This window comes from Phaeovulum sp. W22_SRMD_FR3, from assembly GCF_052113705.1.
In the GTDB taxonomy this organism is placed as follows: Bacteria; Pseudomonadota; Alphaproteobacteria; order Rhodobacterales; family Rhodobacteraceae; genus JBGQOG01.
In genome coordinates this window covers 1-17,008 of the sequence record NZ_JBGQOG010000036.1, presented here as the reverse complement: position 1 = coordinate 17,008, position 17,008 = coordinate 1, and the positions used below count along the sequence as shown (strand labels likewise).

Annotated in this window: 21 protein-coding genes and 1 tRNA gene; 10 read left to right on the top strand and 12 right to left on the bottom strand. The window is 63.9% G+C overall.

Going from position 1 to position 17,008, the window contains the following annotated elements; all coding sequences use genetic code 11:
• Window positions 1-241 precede the first annotated feature (241 nt).
• The 3 genes from ACEN2S_RS22625 to ACEN2S_RS22615 all read left to right on the top strand — a co-directional run bounded on the left by ACEN2S_RS22625 (window position 242) and on the right by ACEN2S_RS22615 (window position 1,875).
• Window positions 242-955 (top strand): alpha/beta fold hydrolase, encoded by a 714-nt coding sequence (locus tag ACEN2S_RS22625; protein ID WP_441870790.1) that lies wholly within the window; start codon window positions 242-244, stop codon window positions 953-955.
• A gap of 8 nt (window positions 956-963) precedes the next feature.
• Entirely contained in the window at window positions 964-1,353 is a 390-nt protein-coding gene (locus ACEN2S_RS22620) for an ACT domain-containing protein (protein ID WP_441870787.1), read from the top strand.
• A gap of 117 nt (window positions 1,354-1,470) precedes the next feature.
• Window positions 1,471-1,875 (top strand): hypothetical protein, encoded by a 405-nt coding sequence (locus ACEN2S_RS22615; protein WP_441870784.1) that lies wholly within the window; start codon window positions 1,471-1,473, stop codon window positions 1,873-1,875.
• 187 nt (window positions 1,876-2,062) lie between these two features.
• On the opposite strand, the gene phaZ is transcribed toward ACEN2S_RS22615, so the two are convergent.
• On the bottom strand, window positions 2,063-3,376 hold the full coding sequence (gene phaZ, locus ACEN2S_RS22610; RefSeq protein ID WP_441870781.1) for a polyhydroxyalkanoate depolymerase: 1,314 nt from the start codon (window positions 3,374-3,376) through the stop codon (window positions 2,063-2,065).
• A 144-nt stretch (window positions 3,377-3,520) separates the two neighbouring features.
• On the opposite strand from phaZ, the gene phaC reads away from it, so the two are divergent.
• The 3 genes from phaC to phaR all read left to right on the top strand — a co-directional run bounded on the left by phaC (window position 3,521) and on the right by phaR (window position 6,681).
• Entirely contained in the window at window positions 3,521-5,272 is a 1,752-nt protein-coding gene (phaC, locus tag ACEN2S_RS22605) for a class I poly(R)-hydroxyalkanoic acid synthase (RefSeq protein ID WP_441870778.1), read from the top strand.
• Window positions 5,273-5,396: 124 nt separating this feature from the next.
• Window positions 5,397-5,852: a Phasin gene (locus ACEN2S_RS22600; RefSeq protein ID WP_441870775.1), complete on the top strand. Its 456-nt coding sequence runs from the start codon at window positions 5,397-5,399 to the stop codon at window positions 5,850-5,852.
• Between the two features lie 265 nt (window positions 5,853-6,117).
• Window positions 6,118-6,681 carry a polyhydroxyalkanoate synthesis repressor PhaR gene (phaR, locus tag ACEN2S_RS22595; RefSeq protein ID WP_441870772.1) on the top strand — a complete coding sequence of 188 codons (564 nt, stop codon included), beginning with the start codon at window positions 6,118-6,120 and terminating at the stop codon, window positions 6,679-6,681.
• 159 nt (window positions 6,682-6,840) lie between these two features.
• Here phaR and ACEN2S_RS22590 read toward each other — a convergent pair whose 3' ends face one another.
• Window positions 6,841-8,208, bottom strand: a complete 1,368-nt coding sequence (locus ACEN2S_RS22590; RefSeq protein ID WP_441870769.1) for an aminotransferase — start codon at window positions 8,206-8,208, stop codon at window positions 6,841-6,843.
• 325 nt (window positions 8,209-8,533) lie between these two features.
• Between ACEN2S_RS22590 and ACEN2S_RS22585 the strand changes: the two genes are divergently transcribed.
• Window positions 8,534-9,490 (top strand): LysR family transcriptional regulator, encoded by a 957-nt coding sequence (locus ACEN2S_RS22585; protein ID WP_441870766.1) that lies wholly within the window; start codon window positions 8,534-8,536, stop codon window positions 9,488-9,490.
• A gap of 153 nt (window positions 9,491-9,643) precedes the next feature.
• Here the strand turns inward: ACEN2S_RS22585 and ACEN2S_RS22580 are convergent, their stop codons facing one another.
• From ACEN2S_RS22580 to hisA, 5 genes are all read right to left on the bottom strand, one after another.
• Window positions 9,644-9,955 (bottom strand): phosphoribosyl-ATP diphosphatase, encoded by a 312-nt coding sequence (locus ACEN2S_RS22580; RefSeq protein ID WP_441870763.1) that lies wholly within the window; start codon window positions 9,953-9,955, stop codon window positions 9,644-9,646.
• Between the two features lie 150 nt (window positions 9,956-10,105).
• Window positions 10,106-10,864, bottom strand: a complete 759-nt coding sequence (hisF, locus tag ACEN2S_RS22575; protein ID WP_441870760.1) for an imidazole glycerol phosphate synthase subunit HisF — start codon at window positions 10,862-10,864, stop codon at window positions 10,106-10,108.
• A 209-nt stretch (window positions 10,865-11,073) separates the two neighbouring features.
• The gene (locus ACEN2S_RS22570; RefSeq protein ID WP_441870757.1) at window positions 11,074-11,571 is read right to left on the bottom strand and encodes a DUF2867 domain-containing protein; all 498 of its coding nucleotides are present in this window, start codon (window positions 11,569-11,571) and stop codon (window positions 11,074-11,076) included.
• A 68-nt stretch (window positions 11,572-11,639) separates the two neighbouring features.
• The gene (locus tag ACEN2S_RS22565) at window positions 11,640-11,918 is read right to left on the bottom strand and encodes a hypothetical protein (protein WP_441870755.1); all 279 of its coding nucleotides are present in this window, start codon (window positions 11,916-11,918) and stop codon (window positions 11,640-11,642) included.
• 4 nt (window positions 11,919-11,922) lie between these two features.
• Entirely contained in the window at window positions 11,923-12,642 is a 720-nt protein-coding gene (gene hisA, locus ACEN2S_RS22560) for a 1-(5-phosphoribosyl)-5-[(5-phosphoribosylamino)methylideneamino]imidazole-4-carboxamide isomerase (protein ID WP_441870752.1), read from the bottom strand.
• A 160-nt stretch (window positions 12,643-12,802) separates the two neighbouring features.
• On the opposite strand from hisA, the gene ACEN2S_RS22555 reads away from it, so the two are divergent.
• Complete coding sequence (locus tag ACEN2S_RS22555; RefSeq protein ID WP_441870749.1) at window positions 12,803-13,204, top strand: DUF2147 domain-containing protein; 402 nt, start codon at window positions 12,803-12,805, stop codon at window positions 13,202-13,204.
• Window positions 13,205-13,308: 104 nt separating this feature from the next.
• On the top strand, window positions 13,309-13,671 hold the full coding sequence (locus ACEN2S_RS22550) for a hypothetical protein (RefSeq protein ID WP_441870747.1): 363 nt from the start codon (window positions 13,309-13,311) through the stop codon (window positions 13,669-13,671).
• A gap of 20 nt (window positions 13,672-13,691) precedes the next feature.
• Here the strand turns inward: ACEN2S_RS22550 and ACEN2S_RS22545 are convergent, their stop codons facing one another.
• The 3 genes from ACEN2S_RS22545 to hisB are packed head-to-tail and all read right to left on the bottom strand — an operon-like array spanning window position 13,692 to window position 15,841.
• Entirely contained in the window at window positions 13,692-14,606 is a 915-nt protein-coding gene (locus ACEN2S_RS22545) for a glutaminase (protein ID WP_441870793.1), read from the bottom strand.
• A 7-nt stretch (window positions 14,607-14,613) separates the two neighbouring features.
• The gene (gene hisH / locus ACEN2S_RS22540) at window positions 14,614-15,252 is read right to left on the bottom strand and encodes an imidazole glycerol phosphate synthase subunit HisH (protein WP_441870744.1); all 639 of its coding nucleotides are present in this window, start codon (window positions 15,250-15,252) and stop codon (window positions 14,614-14,616) included.
• 1 nt (window position 15,253) lies between these two features.
• Entirely contained in the window at window positions 15,254-15,841 is a 588-nt protein-coding gene (gene hisB, locus ACEN2S_RS22535; protein WP_441870742.1) for an imidazoleglycerol-phosphate dehydratase HisB, read from the bottom strand.
• A 248-nt stretch (window positions 15,842-16,089) separates the two neighbouring features.
• Here hisB and ACEN2S_RS22530 point away from each other — a divergent pair, with 248 nt between their 5' ends.
• Window positions 16,090-16,641 (top strand): hypothetical protein, encoded by a 552-nt coding sequence (locus tag ACEN2S_RS22530; RefSeq protein WP_441870740.1) that lies wholly within the window; start codon window positions 16,090-16,092, stop codon window positions 16,639-16,641.
• A gap of 81 nt (window positions 16,642-16,722) precedes the next feature.
• On the opposite strand, the gene ACEN2S_RS22525 is transcribed toward ACEN2S_RS22530, so the two are convergent.
• Together ACEN2S_RS22525 and ACEN2S_RS22520 are read right to left on the bottom strand one after the other, a co-directional pair.
• Window positions 16,723-16,797 (bottom strand) — tRNA-Gly (locus tag ACEN2S_RS22525).
• A gap of 11 nt (window positions 16,798-16,808) precedes the next feature.
• On the bottom strand, window positions 16,809-17,008 hold a 200-nt coding region (locus tag ACEN2S_RS22520; RefSeq protein ID WP_441870738.1), incomplete at its 5' end, for a hypothetical protein.

The window sequence follows — 17,008 nt, the reverse complement described above, 5'->3', positions numbered from 1 at the left end:
AGCAAGGTGGGCGCGCGCCGCCCCTTGCCCCACCGCCCGGTCTCCGGCGCGCCTCTAGCCAATCGCCTCCCCCCGGCGTCGCCAGCGCCAGCGCCATCGCCTGGGCAGACTAAGCCCCTCACAGGGAACAAAAACCCGCCGATGGCGGGCCCTGCGGGCGGGTGGGGGGCTTTGCCTCGCCGGGGTTCCATGCCACTCTCGCGCCATATCCCCGCCCCTGCGGGGCAAGGAGAGACGGCGGATGACAGGTGAACCACTGGTGTTTTTACCCGGGCTGATGGGCGATGCCCGGCTGTTCTGGCACCAGATCATCGGTCTTTCCGCCCGGCATCCGGTGCAGGTGGGCTGCCTTGCGCAGGGGGCGAGCGTGGAGGAGATGGCGGGGCAGGTGTTGGCGGCCGCGCCGCCGAAATTCGCGCTGATCGGGCATTGGCTGGGCGCCTTGGTGGCAATGGAAGTGCTGCGCCGCGCGCCCGAGCGGGTGCTGCGGATTGCCTTGATGAATGTGAATTCGCTGGCCGAAACCCCGCAGGCGGCGGCGCTGCGCGAGGCGCGAATGGTCCGCGCGCGCGCCGGGCGTTTCGATGCCGCCTTGTTGGAGGAGGTGCCTGCCGAGGCGCTGGCGCCCGGCGAGGGGCGGCAGGAGGTACAGGCGATGATGCTGGAGATGGCCGATGCGCTCGGCCCCGAGGTCTATCAGCAGCAATCGCGGGCGCTGATGCGGCGGCCCGATCAGCAGCGCGCCTTGCGCAACACGCGGGTGCGGGCGCTGCTGCTCTGCGGGGAATATGACACGATCTGTCCGCCGCGCCGGCATCAGTTTCTGGCGGAACTGATGCCCCATGCTGAATTCCGGCTGATCCTCGGGGCGGGCCATCTGACCCCGCTCGAGCAGCCGGTCAAGGTCACCCGGGCGCTGGAGGATTGGCTGGCGGCGCCGCTTTTGTTGAAATGAGGTCTGAAATGCCGGTTTCTGTTCGTCTGCGTCCCTTGCCGGGGCTGTATGCCGTGGCGCGTCTTGATCCCGAAACACCGATTCCCGCCTGGGCGGAGGGCGAGGGGTTTTCCAGCATCTCGCGCAGCGGCACGGAACTGTCGATCCTGTGCCGGGCCGAGCGGGTGCCCGCTGAGGCACAGCAGGATGCGGGCTGGCGCTGCTGGGAGCTGGTCGGGCCCTTTGCCTTTGACGAGACGGGGATCGTGCTCTCGGTGATCCGTCCTTTGTCCGAGGCGGGTCTGGGTATCTTTGTCGTCTCGACCTTTGACGGGGATCACCTGTTGGTCAAGGCCGGGGATGTCGCGCGGGCCGAAGGCTTGCTGCAGGCGGCGGGACATCGGTTGTTGGAAGTCTAAGGGCGGTTCAGGCACGGGGGCAGGCGGTATTGGTCAGCTTTGAGCCCTTCTTGCTGAGCGCTGCATTCTGCACCAAGGTCCGCATCATAGATTGAGGTCGACTTTCAAGAGGAAGTTATGGAAAGCAAAACCCCACAAGAAGACTTTCCGGCTATTGGAACGGTTGAAAACCCAGCCATATTTTCCGACGGCTCTGATCTACTGCTTAGTTACGACATCGCACCTGTAGCGGGCGGTGGTGTTGCCATTCTCAAATTTTCAGATGTGATCCACTTCGAACAAAATCCTATGAATGTGAAAGGGCTAGGTCACGCGAAATATCCCACGAAAGCATGGGACTTTACGGAGGTTTACGGCAGCGAGCGTACAACAAAATGGAAAGCTCTCTCACCGCGCTTTTGGACGATTTCATTTAATGATGTCACCGTTGAAATCGTATTTTCCAAAGTGCAAATTGTTCAAGAGACACGTCGGGCGGTAGGACCATCTGCAGCGTTGGTCGGATTTCTTGCTACTCAGTAATTGATGGTACGAATTGCCATGCCACTGCATGGGAGCAGACGTTGTTCGCAATAGATCGAACGTCCGCTTCGTCCCGCATTGCCGACCAACAGACTTTATTTCCCCCCTGCCGCGTTTCACCGAAATACCAAAAGAAAAGGCGGCCCGGGGAGGGGCCGCCTTTCTGATCTTGCGGGAGGTATCGGGCTCAGGCGGCGCCGGTGGCGCCATCGGCCGGGGCGATGTCCGTGCCGCCGACGGTGCGGATCTTGGCGGTCTTTTTCGGCGCCGCACCGCTGTTCTGGTCGATGAACTCCAGCACCAAGGGCCGGATGTTGTTGCGCCAGCTTTTCCCGGCAAAAATGCCGTAATGGCCGGCGCCCGGCTCAAGGTGGCTGGCCTTTTTGCTCTCCGGCAGGCCGGTGCAAAGCGCCAGTGCCGCGACGCATTGACCCGGCGCCGAGATATCGTCATTCGCGCCTTCGACGGTTTTCACCGCCACGCTGGTGATCTTGCCAATGTCCACCATCTTGCCGTCCACGACAAAACGGTTCTGCGCGATTTCCAGCCCTTTGAAGATCCGCTCAACGGTCGAGAGGTAGAACTCCGCTGTCATGTCCATCACCGCCAGATATTCATCATAGAAGCGGTTGTGGCCATCATGCTCGGAACCTTCGCCCTTGGCTTCGGCGACGATCTTGTCGAAGAAGGCCTTGGCATGCTTTTCACCGTTCATCGAGATGAACGAGGCCAGCTGCATCAGGCCCGGATACACCTCGCGGCCCACGCCTTTGTATTTGAAGCCGACGCGCTGGATCACGCTTTGCTCGAGCTGGCCCATCGTCACCCGGCGGCCAAAATCGGTCACATCGGTGGCAGAGGCATCGGGGTCGATCGGACCGCCGATCAGGGTCAGGGTTTTGGGCTGGGCGGCGGGCTCTTCCTCGGCCAGATAGGCGGTGGCGGCCAGCGTCAGCGGTGCCGGTTGGCAGACCGCGATCACGTTCAGATCGGGGCCCAGATGGCGCATGAATTCGACGAGGTAGAGGGTGTAATCCTCAATGTCGAATTTGCCCGCCGAGACCGGAATGTCGCGCGCATTGTGCCAGTCGGTCACATAGACTTCGCAGTCGGGCAACAGGCTGGCCACGGTCGAGCGCAGAAGCGTGGCATAATGCCCCGACATTGGCGCCACGAGAAGCACGCGGCGCGCCATCGGCGCCCGGCGCTTGACGTTGAAATGGATCAGGCTGCCAAACGGCTTTTCGACCAGCGTTTCCACCGTGACCAGATGGTCGCGGCCATCGGCACCCGGGATCGTGCGGATGCCCCAGTCGGGCTTGATCACCATGCGGCCAAAGCTGCGTTCGGTGACCCGGCCCCAGGCGGACATCATCTTGAACATCGGATGCGGGACCATGCCAAACACCGGATACGACGCAATCGCGCGCGCCGAAGCGCCCATCCACTCGTTCGTATTCCTGATGGTGTCCATCAGGTCGTAACTCATCATACCCTTCATCGCGTCTCCTTGCCCCCGGAGGGTGCTGCCGAGAAATCGTCGCTTTACCCTCCCCAGCAGGCGACGTTATGGTAACCCAAAGTGTAAGGGGGAAAAGTTAACATGACAACTGGCGACGAGGGTCTCCCTGTTCTCCCTGAAAAAATGGCCGAAAATCTGAAAAAGATCGAGGGGCTGTCGCAGCGCCTGATCGCGGCCCTTGCGCAAAAGCGGGCGCCGAACACTGCGCTGGAGGGGCCGGGGCAGGATCTCTACCTCAAGGCCAGTGCCGCCTATATCAAAGAGCTGGCCGACAACCCCGCCCGCATCCTCGAGCAGCAGGTGAATTACTGGGGCAAGGCGATGAAGCATTACGTGGAGGCGCAGCAGGCGCTGGCCCGTGGCACGCTGGCCCCGCCCGCCGATCCCGGCCCGAAAGATCCGCGCTTTTCCAACCCGCTCTGGGACACGCATCCTTATTTCAACTTCATCAAGCAGCAATATCTGATCTCGTCCAAGGCGATCGAGGAATCGGTCTCCGGGCTGGACATGCTGGATGAGGTCGACCGCCGCCGTCTGGACTATTTCTCCAAGCAGATCGTCAACCTGATGGCGCCGACGAATTTTCTGGCCACCAACCCCGATGCATTGGAGCGCGCGGTGGCCACCGAGGGCGAGAGCCTGGTGCAGGGGCTGGAAAACCTCGTGCGCGACATCGAGGCGAACAAGGGCGATCTGGTCATCACGCTGGCCGACCGCGACGCCTTCCGCGTGGGCGAGAACATCGGCACCAGCGAAGGCTCGGTGGTGTTCCGCAACCATATGTTCGAGCTGATCCAATATGCGCCGAAAACCGAAACGGTGCATCAGACGCCGCTGCTGATCTTTCCGCCCTGGATCAACAAATTCTACATCATGGACCTCAAGCCGCAAAACAGCCTGATCAAATGGATTGTGGAGCAGGGGTTCACGCTGTTTGTCGTGGCCTGGAAGAACCCCGACCGGGACTATGCGGACATCGGTATGGATGATTATGTCCGTGACGGCTATCTGCAGGCGATCTCGAAGGTGAAGGCGATCACCGGCGAGCGGCAGATCAACACAGTGGGATATTGCATCGCGGGCACGACGCTGTCGCTGGTGCTGGCGCTTCTGGACAAGCACAAGGACAAGTCGGTCAAATCCGCGACCTTCTTCACCACGCTGACGGATTTCTCCGATCAGGGCGAGTTCACCGCTTTCCTGCAGGATGATTTCGTCGACGGGCTGGAAGAGCAGTGCAAGGCCGATGGCATCCTGTCTTCTTACTTCATGACGCGGACCTTCAGCTATCTGCGCTCGAACGATCTGATCTATCAGCCCGCCATCCGCAGCTACATGCTGGGCGAGGCGCCGCCCGCCTTTGACCTCTTGTTCTGGAATGGTGACAGCACCAACCTGCCGGGCAAGATGGCGATGGAATATCTGCGCGGTCTCTGCCAGGGCAATGCGTTCGCCGAGGACGGGTTTGAGGTGATGGGTGATCTGGTGAAGGTGTCGGGGGTCAAGGTGCCGCTCTTCGCCGTGGCCTGTGAAAAGGACCACATCGCCCCCTGGCTTGCCAGTTTCAACGGCGTGGCGCAGATGGGCGCGCGCGACCGCACCTTCGTGCTCTCCGAATCAGGGCATGTGGCGGGCATCATCAATCCGCCCAGCCGCCTTAAATATGGGCATTACACCTCGACCGCGCCGATTGCCGATCCGGAGGCCTGGCGCGCCGGGTCCGAGTTCCATCCCGGCAGCTGGTGGCCGCGCTGGGGTGCGTGGCTGGCTGAACGCTCGGGAAAACAAGTACCTGCGCGGCAACCGGGTGCCGAAGACTACCCGGTGCTGTGCCCCGCTCCGGGCCTTTATGTGCGGGAAAAACCTGAACTCTAGATACAACTTTTGATTGTAACGTTTCTGCAACGCAGCGAAAAACACTTGATTTGCTGCACTGCAGCATTTATAGTCTCTACAGATGCAACGGGACAGCAGGTCCCAAGCTTTGATGGAGAGTACGATGGCCAAGACCCAAGATTTCACCAAGATGATGCAAGACATGCTGTCGAACTTCCCGGTTGACGGTTCGAAAATGCAAGACGCGTTCAAGACGCAGTCGGCACTCGGCGAAAAAATGACCAAGGTCGCTCTGGAAGCTGCCGAGAAATCGGCCGAGATCTCGTCGACCTGGACGAAAGCCACCATCGCCAAAGTCGGCGATCTGGCGAAGAAAAAAGAAGAGCCGGCTGACTATGCCAAGGCGATGACCGATTTCGCATCGGCCGCTGCTGAAATGGCTGCCGAGCATATGGCTGCTTTCGCCGAAGTGGCGAAAAAAGTCCAAATGGAAACCGTTGAGCTGATGATGGCTGCGGGCAAGGACTTCTCGGAAGACGCGACTGCCGCGGTGAAAAAAGCCACCGACGACGTGCAGACCGCTGCCAAGAAGGCCACCTCGGCCGCCGCCGCGAAGTAAGACCTAACGGGCGCTGGCTTCCTCCTCCTCCCTGTCAGTGCCCGGTTCTGGGCGGGCTTCGGCCCGCCCTTTCTTTTTGCGCCCTGACCTGTCGGGGCTGGCGCGCGCAAAGGAATCCTGAACTGGCGTCGGGGGGTTTCAGTAACTCTCCGGGCTTTCAGGATATTTTTCTCAGATGGCCGCTTGCGGCGTTTCTTTGGTTGCTTTTGCTGCGCCGCGCGATACCCTTTGCTGCACTGCCAATAAGAACAACGGGGAGGACCCGATGGCCGAAGAAGCAAAGCCGCTGTTGATCAAACGCTATGCCAGCCGCCGTCTCTACAATACTGAGACAAGTGACTATGTGACCCTTGAGGATATCGCGAAGTTCATCCGCGATGGCCGCGAGGTGCAGATTGTCGACCTGAAGTCGGGCGATGATCTGACCCGCCAGTACCTGCTGCAAATCGTGGCCGAACATGAAAGCCGGGGCGAGAGCGTCTTGCCGGTGGATGTGCTGACCGATCTGGTCCGCAGCTACACCACCAGCGCGCAAAGCGTCGTGCCGCAATTTCTGGCGGCCAGCTTTCAGATGTTGCGCGAGGGGCAGTCCAAGGTTCTGGAAAACCTGACCACCATCCCGAATCCGATGTCGACCATGCCGGGCTTTGAGGCGCTGCAGCGCCAGCAGCAGGCCTTCCTCAAATCCATGATGGGGGGATGGACCGCCGCCGGGACCGGGCCGGATGCCGAAGAGGTCAGTACCCCCTCCAGCACCTCCGACCGCGAGGATCTGGCTGCCATCAAAAAGCAGCTGGCGGAATTGCAGTCGAAACTGTCCAAGCTGTAAAGCGCGGTCACCACGCCAGATAAAAAGGGCGCCCGGTCTGGGCGCCCTTTGTCTTTTGGGGTTCGCGCCCTTTGTTTTCCCCTTGGCACGGGCGCCCCGCGCGGCACCTGCCCAATGCGCGCCCGGCGGCCTTGCGGCGCGCCGGGCGGTGCTGCGGGCTTAGGCGACCTCGGCGAAGACCGCTTTCAGCGCCTTCTCCAGCTTGCCAAACATCTCGTCCATCTGCGCGGGCGTCATGATGAAGGGCGGGCAGAGCACGATGGCCTGCCCCAGCGGGCGGCAGATCAGCCCGGCATCGGTACAGGCATTGGCGATGCGTTCCGACACCGAGAGCGAACCGTCAAAGGGGGTTTTCGTCGCCTTGTCCTTCACCGCTTCCAAAGCCCCCATCAGCCCCTTGCCGCGCCATTCACCGATGTTCGGGTTCTCGGCCAGCCGCGCCAGCCCTTCCTCAAACAGCGGCGTCAGGGTGCGGACGTTTTCCGCCAGCCCCTCGTTCATCACCACATCAATGGCTTTCAGCGCGATGGCGCAGCCCACCGGATGCCCGGAGGCGGTAAAGCCATGCGGGAATTCCTCGATCGCTTCCGAGGCGGCCTGCACCCGGTCCGACAGCGCATCGCCGAGGATCACCGCGCCCATCGGGAAGAAACCGGCGGTCAGGTTTTTCGACGAGATGATCGCATCGGGCATGAAATCATAGGTCTGGCAGCCCCAGGTGTTGCCGGTGCGGCCAAAGCCGGTGATCACCTCATCGGCGATGACCGGAATCCCGTATTTGCGCAGGATCGGCACCACCGCCTGAAAATACCCGGCCGAGGGCGGGATCACGCCGCCGGCACCCATCACCGGCTCGGCGAAAAAGCCCGCGATCGTGTCGGGACCTTCCTTGATGATCGTGGCTTCCAGCTCGGCCGCCATGCGCTGGGTGAAGGCCGCCTCGGTCTCGCCGGGCTTGCCGTTGCGCCAGTAATGCGGGCAGGTCAGGTGGATGAAACCCGGCAGCGGCAGGCCGAAGACCGCGTTATAGGGCTTGCCGGTCATGCTGGCCGAGACGGCGGTGACGCCGTGATAGGCGTTCATCCGGGTCAGGATCTTGCGGCGCTGCGGCTTGCCTTCGGCGGCATGCAGGAACCACAGGATCTTGACCATCGTGTCATTCGCCTCGGAGCCGGAGTTGGTGTAGAACACCCGGCCCTTTTCAAAGGGCGAGACCTCGACCAGTTTCTCGCTGAGCATCACCGTCTGGTCCGACATGCGGCCAAAGAAGGCGTGATAGCCCGCAAGCTTGGTGTATTGCTCTTGCGCGGCGGCGATCAGGCCGGGGTGATCAAAGCCCGCCACCATGTTCCACAGGCCGGAATTGGCATCGAGATATTCGCGCCCGTGGGTGTCATAGACATAGGGGCCCTTGCCATGCGTCAGCACCACGCAGCCGCGCTGGTGCACGGAGGGCAGATCGGTGAAGCCGTAGAGCGAATTGGCATCGGCTCGGGCTTCCCAACTGTTGGGGGCGGTGTCGCGCATCGGGGCACTCCTTGGATGACTGATGCGGGCAGGCTAGCGGCCCGACCCTGAGGGTTCAATGGCTGCGAGCGGGGCGTGGGGGGAAATGCCGCAGGCACGATGCGGGTGGTGAGGGGGCGGGCGGTCGGGCCCGTTGCGGGGGTGACCAGATGCGGGCCGCCCGTCGTGGGTGAAGCCGGTCGAGCGGAGGAAGTCCGTCACGCGGCCGGGAAGGGTGCGGGGCCGGGCAGGGCACGCGGTTGGGCCCTCGCGCTGTGATTGCGCGGCTGCCCCTTTGCCGTTAGCGTGACGCCGGGCCGCCGGGTCCCGGAGGCGAGGGAAGACGATGGCTGCAGGATCTGAGACGGGGCAGGGGCGTGTTACCCTCTGGGGAATCGAGGTTTTTGTGGCGATGGCGGAAGAGCGTGCCATCTCGGCCGCCGCCCGGCGCCTCGGGGTTTCTGCCTCGGGGGTCAGCCAGCAGCTGGCGGCGCTGGAGGCGGCGCTGGGCACCGAGCTGGTGGACCGTTCGGCGCGGCCCTTCGCATTGACCACGGCGGGGTTGGCGTTCCGCCGCCATGCCGAGACGGTGCTGGATGAGATTGCGCGGGCGCGGGTGGCGATTGCGCTGGCGGATCCGGCGCATCTGCAGAGCTTTCGTTTGGGGATGGTCGAGGATCTGGAGGCCGAGGTCACGCCGCAGCTCTTGACCGAAATGGGGGCCGAGGTCACCAATTGCCGCTTTTTGCTGGAGACGGGGCCGAGCCACCGGCTGCTCGCGCAGCTGGAGGCGCGGGCGCTGGATATGGTGGTGGCCGCCGAGGCCGACCCTGCCACCGACGGCCATGAGGTGCATCCGCTGCTGACCGAACCCTTTGTCGCGGTTTTGCCGCGCGGGGCGGACTATGGCAGCCTGCCCCTGCTGCATTACAGCCCGCGCAATGTGATGGGGCGGCAGATCGCGGCGCATCTGGCGGCGGAGGGCGTCGCGCCGGGGCATCGCTATGAGCTGGACAGCTATGCCGCGATGCTGGCCATGGTCGCCGCGGGGCAGGGCTGGACGATCCTGACGCCGCTCGCCGTGCGGCACGGGGCGCGGTTCCGTTCGGCGGTGGAGATCCGGCCCTTGCCCTTCGCGCCTTTGTCCCGGCGGCTGGCATTGTCGGCGCGGGCGGGGGTGATGGGGACGATGCCGGGGGCGGTGGCGCAGCGCTTGCGCAGGCTCCTGGCCGATCTGGTGGTCGATCCTGCGGTTGCCGAGGATCCCTGGTTGAAAGGTCAGTTGCGGATTGAGCCCGGCTGATTTTGGCCGGGGTCTGTCGGGCAGGGGGGGCGCCTGTGCCCGGATCCGGCCCGGAGGCGCCTGTGCATCGTCCGGAAGCGGGGCGCTGCCCCGCACCCCGAGGTATTTTCACAAGGAGAAAGCGCAAGGGGGCGCCGTGCTTTGGCGACGACGTCAGCTGCGCGCGGCTTTTTCGGCGATGCCGGAAGTGCCCTCGCGGCGCTCAAGTTCCGCATAGACCTCGGCCAGTGTCACGTCGCGGGCGGCGAGCATGACGAGGAGGTGGTAGAGCACATCGGCGGCCTCGGAGGTGAGTTTGGCGCGGTCGCCCTTCACAGCTTCGATGATGGCTTCGATGGCTTCTTCGCCGAATTTCTCGGCGCATTTTTCCGGGCCCTTGGCGAAGAGTTTCGCGGTCCAGCTGCTGTCAGGATCGGCGCCTTTGCGGGCGGCGATGGTGGCGGCGAGGCGGTCGAGCGTGGTCATGGCGGGGTCCTTTATGCGGCCGGAAACCGGGCGGAGGGTCTGGGCGGCAGAGATCGCGGGGAGGGAAAGGCGCAGGCAGTTGCGCAGCAGGCGCGGCAATGTTCGACAGCCGCGCGGCTGAACGGGAGCGCTTGCGGGTTGGTCATGTGCTCACATCCGCATGGCGAGGCCGGCGGCGGCCATATGCGCCTTGGCCTCGCCGATGGTGAATTCGCCGAAATGGAAGATCGAAGCGGCGAGGACGGCGGAGGCATGGCCCTGTGTCACCCCTTCGACGAGGTGGTCGAGGGTGCCGACGCCGCCCGAGGCGATGACCGGAACCGCCACCGCATCGGCGATGGCGCGGGTGAGGGGCAGGTTATAGCCGCCCTTGGTGCCGTCGCGGTCCATCGAGGTCAGCAGGATTTCGCCCGCGCCCTTGGCGGCGACGGTGCGGGCGAAATCGATGGCGTCGATGCCGGTGGCTTTGCGGCCGCCATGGGTGAAGATTTCCCATTTGCCGGGGGCCACGGTCTTGGCGTCGATGGCGACGACGATGCATTGGCTGCCGAAACGGTCGGCGGCCTCGGCCACCACATCGGGATTGGCGACGGCGGCGGAGTTGAAGCTGACCTTGTCGGCCCCGGCGAGGAGGAGGGCGCGGACATCGTGATGCGTGCGAACGCCGCCGCCGACCGTCAGGGGCATGAAACACTGCTCGGCGGTGCGGGTGACCAGATCAAACATCGTGCCGCGGTTTTCATGGGTGGCGTGGATGTCGAGAAAGCAGAGCTCGTCCGCGCCCGCGGCGTCATAGGCTTTGGCGGCTTCGACCGGGTCGCCCGCATCGCGCAGATCGACGAAGTTGACGCCCTTGACCACGCGGCCATCGGCGACATCAAGGCAGGGGATGATCCGGGTTTTCAGCATGGCGGGGCTCCTTTGGGCCCTTCTTAGCGGGGGGCGGGGGGTATGGGAAGGGGCTGACCTTTGCTGGGGGAGCCTTGGCGGGCGGCGGCGGCGCGGGGCGCTGCCCCGCACCCCGAGGTATTTCGGCCAGGAGAATGCGGGGTGTTGCGGTTTTGGGGGAGGGAAGATCCGCTCTGCGTGATTTGGGAAGTGGGGGCGGGGCGCTGGCGTCAGGGTCGCTCGGGCGCTTGGGCGGCGCGGCGCAGCGTGTCGCGCAGGATCGGGTGATGGAAGGGCAGCACGAGGGTCAGGTAGATGCGGCCCCAGATGTTGTGGGGATGGATCCAGGAGCCGAAGTAGATCTGTCCGTCCGCGCGGCCGATCACCAGCCGAAAGTCGAGATGTTTGTCATCGGTGCCGATGATGGCTTCTTCCGTGCTGAGCGCGTGGATCTGGAAGAGGCCGATCCAGTCGCCCTGCCGCAAGGCCGCCAGATCGGCGCGGGGCGCGCCATCGGGGGTGTCGGTGCGCAGGCCCATCCCGGCGACAATTCGGTTGCGCAGGGCGAGGAGGGCCGTGAACCAGCCGGGCAGGGTGGTGAAGGCCTGTGCGAGGGCGGCGGGGGCGGGGGTATTGCCCGGCAGCGCCCAGCAATCGGTGTAGTCGCCGGGGGCAATGTGGCGGTGGATGCCGCTTGTGGCGGGCAGGGGGATTTTTGACGGGCGCATCGGGCCTCCTCTTTGCGCTGAGGGTGCGCCGATGCCCGCCGGTGTCGATGGGGCGAAAGGCCGCGGGCCTAGCGGCGGCGGAACAGACGCAGCACGCCGATCACCAGAAGCGCCAGCAGGCAAAATCCGGTGACGGGCAGCGTCAGCAGCATAAACCAGCCCGCCACAAAGGCCGTATAGAGCGTCTCGCCCCAGTCTTTGCCGTTCACCAGACAGGGGTTGGTGAACCCCTCGTGTAGGGTGCAGCCATGCGCATTGGCGAACCAGCTGGCCCAGAGCACCGAGATCAGCGGCGCCAGGCTGAGGAGGAGGACCACAAGCAGGGCCCGGACCAGCCAGCGCCGCATCGGCTCAGGCCTTGAGGGCCGTGAGGGCCGCGGTCAGATCGAGCGCGCCGTCATAGATCGCGCGGCCCGAGATGGCGCCCGCGATGACGCCGGTGTCGCGCAAAGCGATCAGATCGGGCAGGGAGGAAACGCCGCCCGAGGCGATGACCGGGATCGAGACGGCGCGGGCCAGCGCCTCGGTGGCCTCGATGTTGGGGCCCTGCATCGCGCCATCGCGCATGATGTCGGTGTAGATGATGGCGGCAACGCCCGCATCCTCAAAGGATTTGGCGAGATCGGTCACCATCACTTCGGTCTCGGTGGCCCAGCCTTTGGTCGCCACGCGGCCGTTGCGGGCGTCGATGCCCACCGCCACTTTGCCGGGGAATTCCCGCGCCGCCTGCCGCACGAGATCGGGGTTCTCCACCGCCACCGTGCCGAGGATGACGCGGGCGAGACCTTTGGAGAGCCAGCGCTCGATCGTGGCCATGTCGCGGATGCCGCCGCCGAGCTGCGCGGGCACCTTGATACGGGCGAGGATCGCCTCCACCGCCGCCGCATTCACCGGTTCGCCCGCGAAGGCGCCGTTCAGATCGACCAGATGCACCCATTCGCAGCCTGCAGCCTCGAATTTCGCCGCCTGCGCCGCCGGATCATCGCCAAAGACCGTGGCCTTTTCCATATCGCCGTGCAGCAGGCGCACGCATTGGCCGTCTTTCAGGTCGATGGCGGGGTAGAGGATCATCGGGGCGCTCCGGGTTGGGGAAGAACAGATCTGCGAAGAGGGGCGGGCTTTCGGGGCCTGCCGCCTCTTGCCACAGGGGCGCGCGCCTTGCAACGCTACGTCATACTTGCCCGGAATCACCGGGCATGCGGTGATGCCCCATGCTTTGGGAGGAGCCATCATGAAGAAATTTGCCCTGTTCGCTGCCCTGGTCTGCTCGGGTCTTGTCGCCGCCGGAGCGGCAGGCGCGGATCCGATTGAGGGGATCTGGAAGACAAAGGCCGATGACAATGGCCATTCGGGCTATGTCAGCGTCGCCCCCTGCGGGGCGAAATTCTGTGGCACATTGGTCAAGAGCTTTGATGCGGCGGGCAAGGAAATGCAGAGCCCGAATATCGGCAAGCAGATCATCTGGGATATGGTGGCCAAAGGCGACGGGGCTTATGGCGATGGCAAGGTCTGGTCGCCGGACCGGAACAAGACCTATAATTCCAAACTGAAACTGGCCGGGGATGCGCTCTCGGTGTCAGGCTGTGTCTTTGGGATCTGCCGTGACGGGGGCACCTGGCAGCGGGTGAAGTGACCCGTCGCAAGGCCGCAAATTCTGTTGCCAGATGGCGGGTTCGGGCGCAGCCTCGGGATATGGGAGCGGGTGCGGGAGGGCGCCCCTCCTGATCGGGGGGCGTCATGAATTTGGATCGTGTCTACGTCCGGACGGGCTTGGTCTGGCTCGTTCTGGGGATGGTGTACGGCATCTATCTGGGGATCACCGACCAGCTCAATCTGGCCAATTCCCATGCCCATGCCGGGCTTTTGGGCTTTGTCACATCCTGTCTGTTTGGGCTGTTGCACCGCAACTGGCCGGGGATGCGGTTGGGCAAGCTCGCGCAGCCGCAATATTGGATCTATCAGGCCGGGGTGGTCCTGCTGGTTGCGGGCAAGATGGTGGTGGATATGGGCGGCACGCCGGGGCTGGCCGCCTTTGGCTCGCTTGTCGTCGTGCTGGGGACGGTGCTGATGATCGTCATGTTCTTCGGCGAGCGCGACTGATCCCGGAGGCGGCGAGAGGGCTAGCCGAAGACCGACCAGCCGGTGCGGCGGGCCAACAGCTCGACCGCTTCGGTGCCGAGTTTTGAATTGCCCTGCGCATTCAGCCCCGGCGACCAGACGGCAATCGAGGCCCGCCCCGGTGCGATCACCAGAATACCGCCGCCGACCCCGGACTTGCCCGGCAGACCCACGCGATAGGCGAAATCACCCGAGCCGTCGTAATGGCCGCAGGTCATCATCAGCGCATTGATTCGCCGCACACGGGTTGCGGAGACCAGATGCGGCAGCCCCGGCGCATTGACCAGGAACCGCCCCGCACGGGCCAGCTGCGCGGTGGTCATCTCGACCGCGCATTGGTGGAAATAGGCGCCAAGGCTCATCTCGGGCGGGTTCAGCAGATTGCCATGCGCGCGCATGAAATGCGCCAGCGCCATGTTGCGGTGCCCGGTTTCGGATTCCGACCGCGCCACGGATTCGTTGATATGGATGTCGTCATCTTCCGCCGCGGTGCGGATGAAGCGCAACAATTCGCCCAGCAATTCGCGCGGTGCATGGCCCGCGAGAATCGCATCGGTGACCACGATGGCGCCTGCGTTGATGAACGGGTTGCGCGGCCGCCCCTGTTCATGTTCCAGCTGCAGGATCGAGTTGAATGCAAGGCCCGAAGGCTCGCGCCCGACCCGGGTCCAGAGCTGATCGCCGAGCCGCCCCAGCGCAATGGCGAGAGTGAAGACCTTGGAGACCGATTGAATCGAGAATTTGGTGGCGGCATCGCCCGCCGAGAATTGCTGCCCGTCGGCCAAAGCCACCGAAATGGCAAACTGGTTTGGGTCCACGGCGGCGAGTTCGGGGATATAATCGGCGGGCCGCCCGCGTTCGGGCGCCGCTGCCATCTCTGCCGCGATCTCCTCCAAAATCGCGGGCAGATGGGGCATGGTCATTTTACGGGTTCCAGCGCAGGAAGTTGGCGATCATCCGCAGGCCGGTGGCCTGGCTTTTCTCGGGGTGGAACTGCATGCCCACCATGGTGTCGCGGCCGATGATTGCGGTGATCGGCCCGGCATAATCGACATGGGCCAGAAGATGCGCGGGGTCGGTCACATGCATGTGGTAGGAATGCACGAAATAGGCGTGATCGCCGGTGCTGATCCCGTCCAGCAGCGCGTGCGGATTGTCGATCGCCAGATCGTTCCAGCCCATATGCGGCACTTTCAGCGCTGGGTCCGCCGGGGTGATTTTCACCACCTCGCCGCCGACCCAGTCAAAGCCCGGCGTGTCGCGATATTCGCGGCCCCAGCTGGCCATCATCTGCATGCCGACGCAGATACCGAGAAACGGGCGGCCCTTGACGCGGACCGCCTCTTCAATCGCCTCAAAGAGGCCACCATAGCCATCCAGCGCCGCCCGGCAGGCCGGAAACGCCCCGTCGCCCGGCAGCACGATACGGTCGGCGCGGGCAACATCCTCGGGACGCGAGGTTACCAGCACCTCACCGCCGCCGGTTTCCTGCGCCATCCGCTGAAACGCCTTTTCGGCGGAATGCAGATTGCCGCTGTCGTAATCAACGAGAACCGTCAGCATGTCAGAGCGCGCCCTTGGTCGAGGGCAGGATCCCCGCCATACGGGGATCGGTCTCTACCGCCATCCGAAGCGCGCGGGCGCAGGCCTTGAAGGCCGCCTCGGCGATGTGGTGGCTGTTGAACCCATGCGTGCGGTCCATGTGCAGCGTGATGCCGCCATGGGTCGAGAGCGCCTGAAAGAACTCGCGCACCAATTCCGTGTCGAAGGTGCCGATCTTTTGCGTCGGAAAGTCGATGTTCCACACCAGAAAGGGCCGTGCCGAGAGATCGAGCGCGCAGGCGATCTGCGCGTCATCCATGGCCAGATCGAAATGCCCGTAGCGGCGGATGCCCTTCTTGTCGCCGAGCGCCGCCACCAGCGCCTGACCGATGGCAATGCCGGTGTCCTCGACCGTGTGGTGATCGTCGATGTGCAGATCGCCCGTCGCGCGGATGGTCATGTCGATCAGCGAATGCCGCGACAGCTGATCCAGCATGTGGTCGAAAAAGCCGACACCGGTCTGGTTGTCGTATTTCCCGGTGCCATCCAGATCGAGGGTCACCGAAATCTCGGTTTCCGCCGTTTTGCGCGTGATCGTCGCGGTCCGCATGTGTTCGTCCTTTGGTAGGGGAGTTGCGCCGCTTATAGGCCGGGGCGGCGCGCTTGTTAAGCGGATATGGCGCGGGCTTGGCGTCCGGCGTGGGGGTGGGCGAAAAAGGCGCAATTGCGACGCGGGCGGCGGCACTGCGCCACATTCTCGCCATAATTTTGCCGGTTTCCCGCCGATTTCAGGGCTGGTGAAAGGATTTGTTAAACATAAAGGCGTTTTCTGGGCAAAAGCAACTTGGTGAAGCGATCATGAACATTCTCCTCCTCGAAGCGCATACCCATGCTACCCGTGCCCTGGTTGCGGCGCTGATCGCCGATGGGCATCAGGTGGTGCAGCACAGCCAGCTCGATGCGGCGCTGGGCCATCTGCAGGTCGAGCAGGTGGATGTCATGATCGCGTCGCTCTATCTGCACGATGCGGAGGGGCGGGTGGGCACGTCGCTGGCCGCGCTGATGACGGCGCAGGTCTATAACCCGGACCTGGTGACGGTGATGCTGTCAGACAGCACCAGCTTCAGCCATGGCGAGCTTTATGCGCTGCTGCCCTCGCTGCGCTGCATTCTGGGGCGCGCCTCGGGCGCGGCGGATCTGATCGAGGTGGCGCGCTTCCTGATCGACGGCCTGCCAGAGAACTCGCGGTTGAGCCGGTGCGGCACCTATGATGAGGAGGCTCCACAGGAGCGGCGGCCGGTTCCGCAGGCCATGTGCCAGTCTTTGAGCGATATCGCGGATGTGTCACCGGCACGTCCCCATCTCGTGTGGAGTGCAGACAGCACCCAGCGTGTTGGGGGCCAGGGCTGAGCGGCGCCAAAGGCGATGGTATCAAACGCAAAAGGCCGCCCGAAGGCGGCCTTTTTCGCGTCCCCCGGGGTGGGAGGAAATTGGAGCGGGCGAGGCGATTCGAACGCCCGACCCTAACCTTGGCAAGGTTATGCTCTACCCCTGAGCTACGCCCGCACTCCATCCCGTCAGTTCCGCGTTGCCGCTTCGCCTTCGGTGAGCGGGGATTTACAAATTGCCGCGCCGGGTTGCAAGAGGGAAAATGCAGAAATTTTAAAAGCAAAAGGCCGCCCGAAGGCGGCCTTTTTGCTTCCCCCGGGGTGGGAGGAAATTGGAGCGGGCGAGGCGATTCGAACGCCCGACCCTAACCTTGGCAAGGTTATGCTCT

Bases quoted from the DNA above. Each gene is read 5' to 3' on its own strand.
- ACEN2S_RS22545 (WP_441870793.1), bottom strand. From the start codon at position 14,606: ATGCCCCATCTGCCCGCGATTTTGGAGGAGATCGCGGCAGAGATGGCA.
- ACEN2S_RS22590 (WP_441870769.1), bottom strand. From the start codon at position 8,208: ATGCGCGACACCGCCCCCAACAGTTGGGAAGCCCGAGCCGATGCCAAT.
- hisF (WP_441870760.1), bottom strand. From the start codon at position 10,864: ATGCTGAAAACCCGGATCATCCCCTGCCTTGATGTCGCCGATGGCCGC.
- ACEN2S_RS22600 (WP_441870775.1), top strand. From the start codon at position 5,397: ATGGCCAAGACCCAAGATTTCACCAAGATGATGCAAGACATGCTGTCG.
- hisH (WP_441870744.1), bottom strand. From the start codon at position 15,252: ATGCTGACGGTTCTCGTTGATTACGACAGCGGCAATCTGCATTCCGCC.
- ACEN2S_RS22615 (WP_441870784.1), top strand. From the start codon at position 1,471: ATGGAAAGCAAAACCCCACAAGAAGACTTTCCGGCTATTGGAACGGTT.
- ACEN2S_RS22585 (WP_441870766.1), top strand. From the start codon at position 8,534: ATGGCTGCAGGATCTGAGACGGGGCAGGGGCGTGTTACCCTCTGGGGA.
- phaZ (WP_441870781.1), bottom strand. From the start codon at position 3,376: ATGAAGGGTATGATGAGTTACGACCTGATGGACACCATCAGGAATACG.
- ACEN2S_RS22555 (WP_441870749.1), top strand. From the start codon at position 12,803: ATGAAGAAATTTGCCCTGTTCGCTGCCCTGGTCTGCTCGGGTCTTGTC.
- hisA (WP_441870752.1), bottom strand. From the start codon at position 12,642: ATGATCCTCTACCCCGCCATCGACCTGAAAGACGGCCAATGCGTGCGC.
- ACEN2S_RS22625 (WP_441870790.1), top strand. From the start codon at position 242: ATGACAGGTGAACCACTGGTGTTTTTACCCGGGCTGATGGGCGATGCC.
- ACEN2S_RS22530 (WP_441870740.1), top strand. From the start codon at position 16,090: ATGAACATTCTCCTCCTCGAAGCGCATACCCATGCTACCCGTGCCCTG.
- ACEN2S_RS22570 (WP_441870757.1), bottom strand. From the start codon at position 11,571: ATGCGCCCGTCAAAAATCCCCCTGCCCGCCACAAGCGGCATCCACCGC.
- ACEN2S_RS22550 (WP_441870747.1), top strand. From the start codon at position 13,309: ATGAATTTGGATCGTGTCTACGTCCGGACGGGCTTGGTCTGGCTCGTT.
- ACEN2S_RS22565 (WP_441870755.1), bottom strand. From the start codon at position 11,918: ATGCGGCGCTGGCTGGTCCGGGCCCTGCTTGTGGTCCTCCTCCTCAGC.
- hisB (WP_441870742.1), bottom strand. From the start codon at position 15,841: ATGCGGACCGCGACGATCACGCGCAAAACGGCGGAAACCGAGATTTCG.
- phaR (WP_441870772.1), top strand. From the start codon at position 6,118: ATGGCCGAAGAAGCAAAGCCGCTGTTGATCAAACGCTATGCCAGCCGC.
- ACEN2S_RS22580 (WP_441870763.1), bottom strand. From the start codon at position 9,955: ATGACCACGCTCGACCGCCTCGCCGCCACCATCGCCGCCCGCAAAGGC.
- phaC (WP_441870778.1), top strand. From the start codon at position 3,521: ATGGCCGAAAATCTGAAAAAGATCGAGGGGCTGTCGCAGCGCCTGATC.
- ACEN2S_RS22620 (WP_441870787.1), top strand. From the start codon at position 964: ATGCCGGTTTCTGTTCGTCTGCGTCCCTTGCCGGGGCTGTATGCCGTG.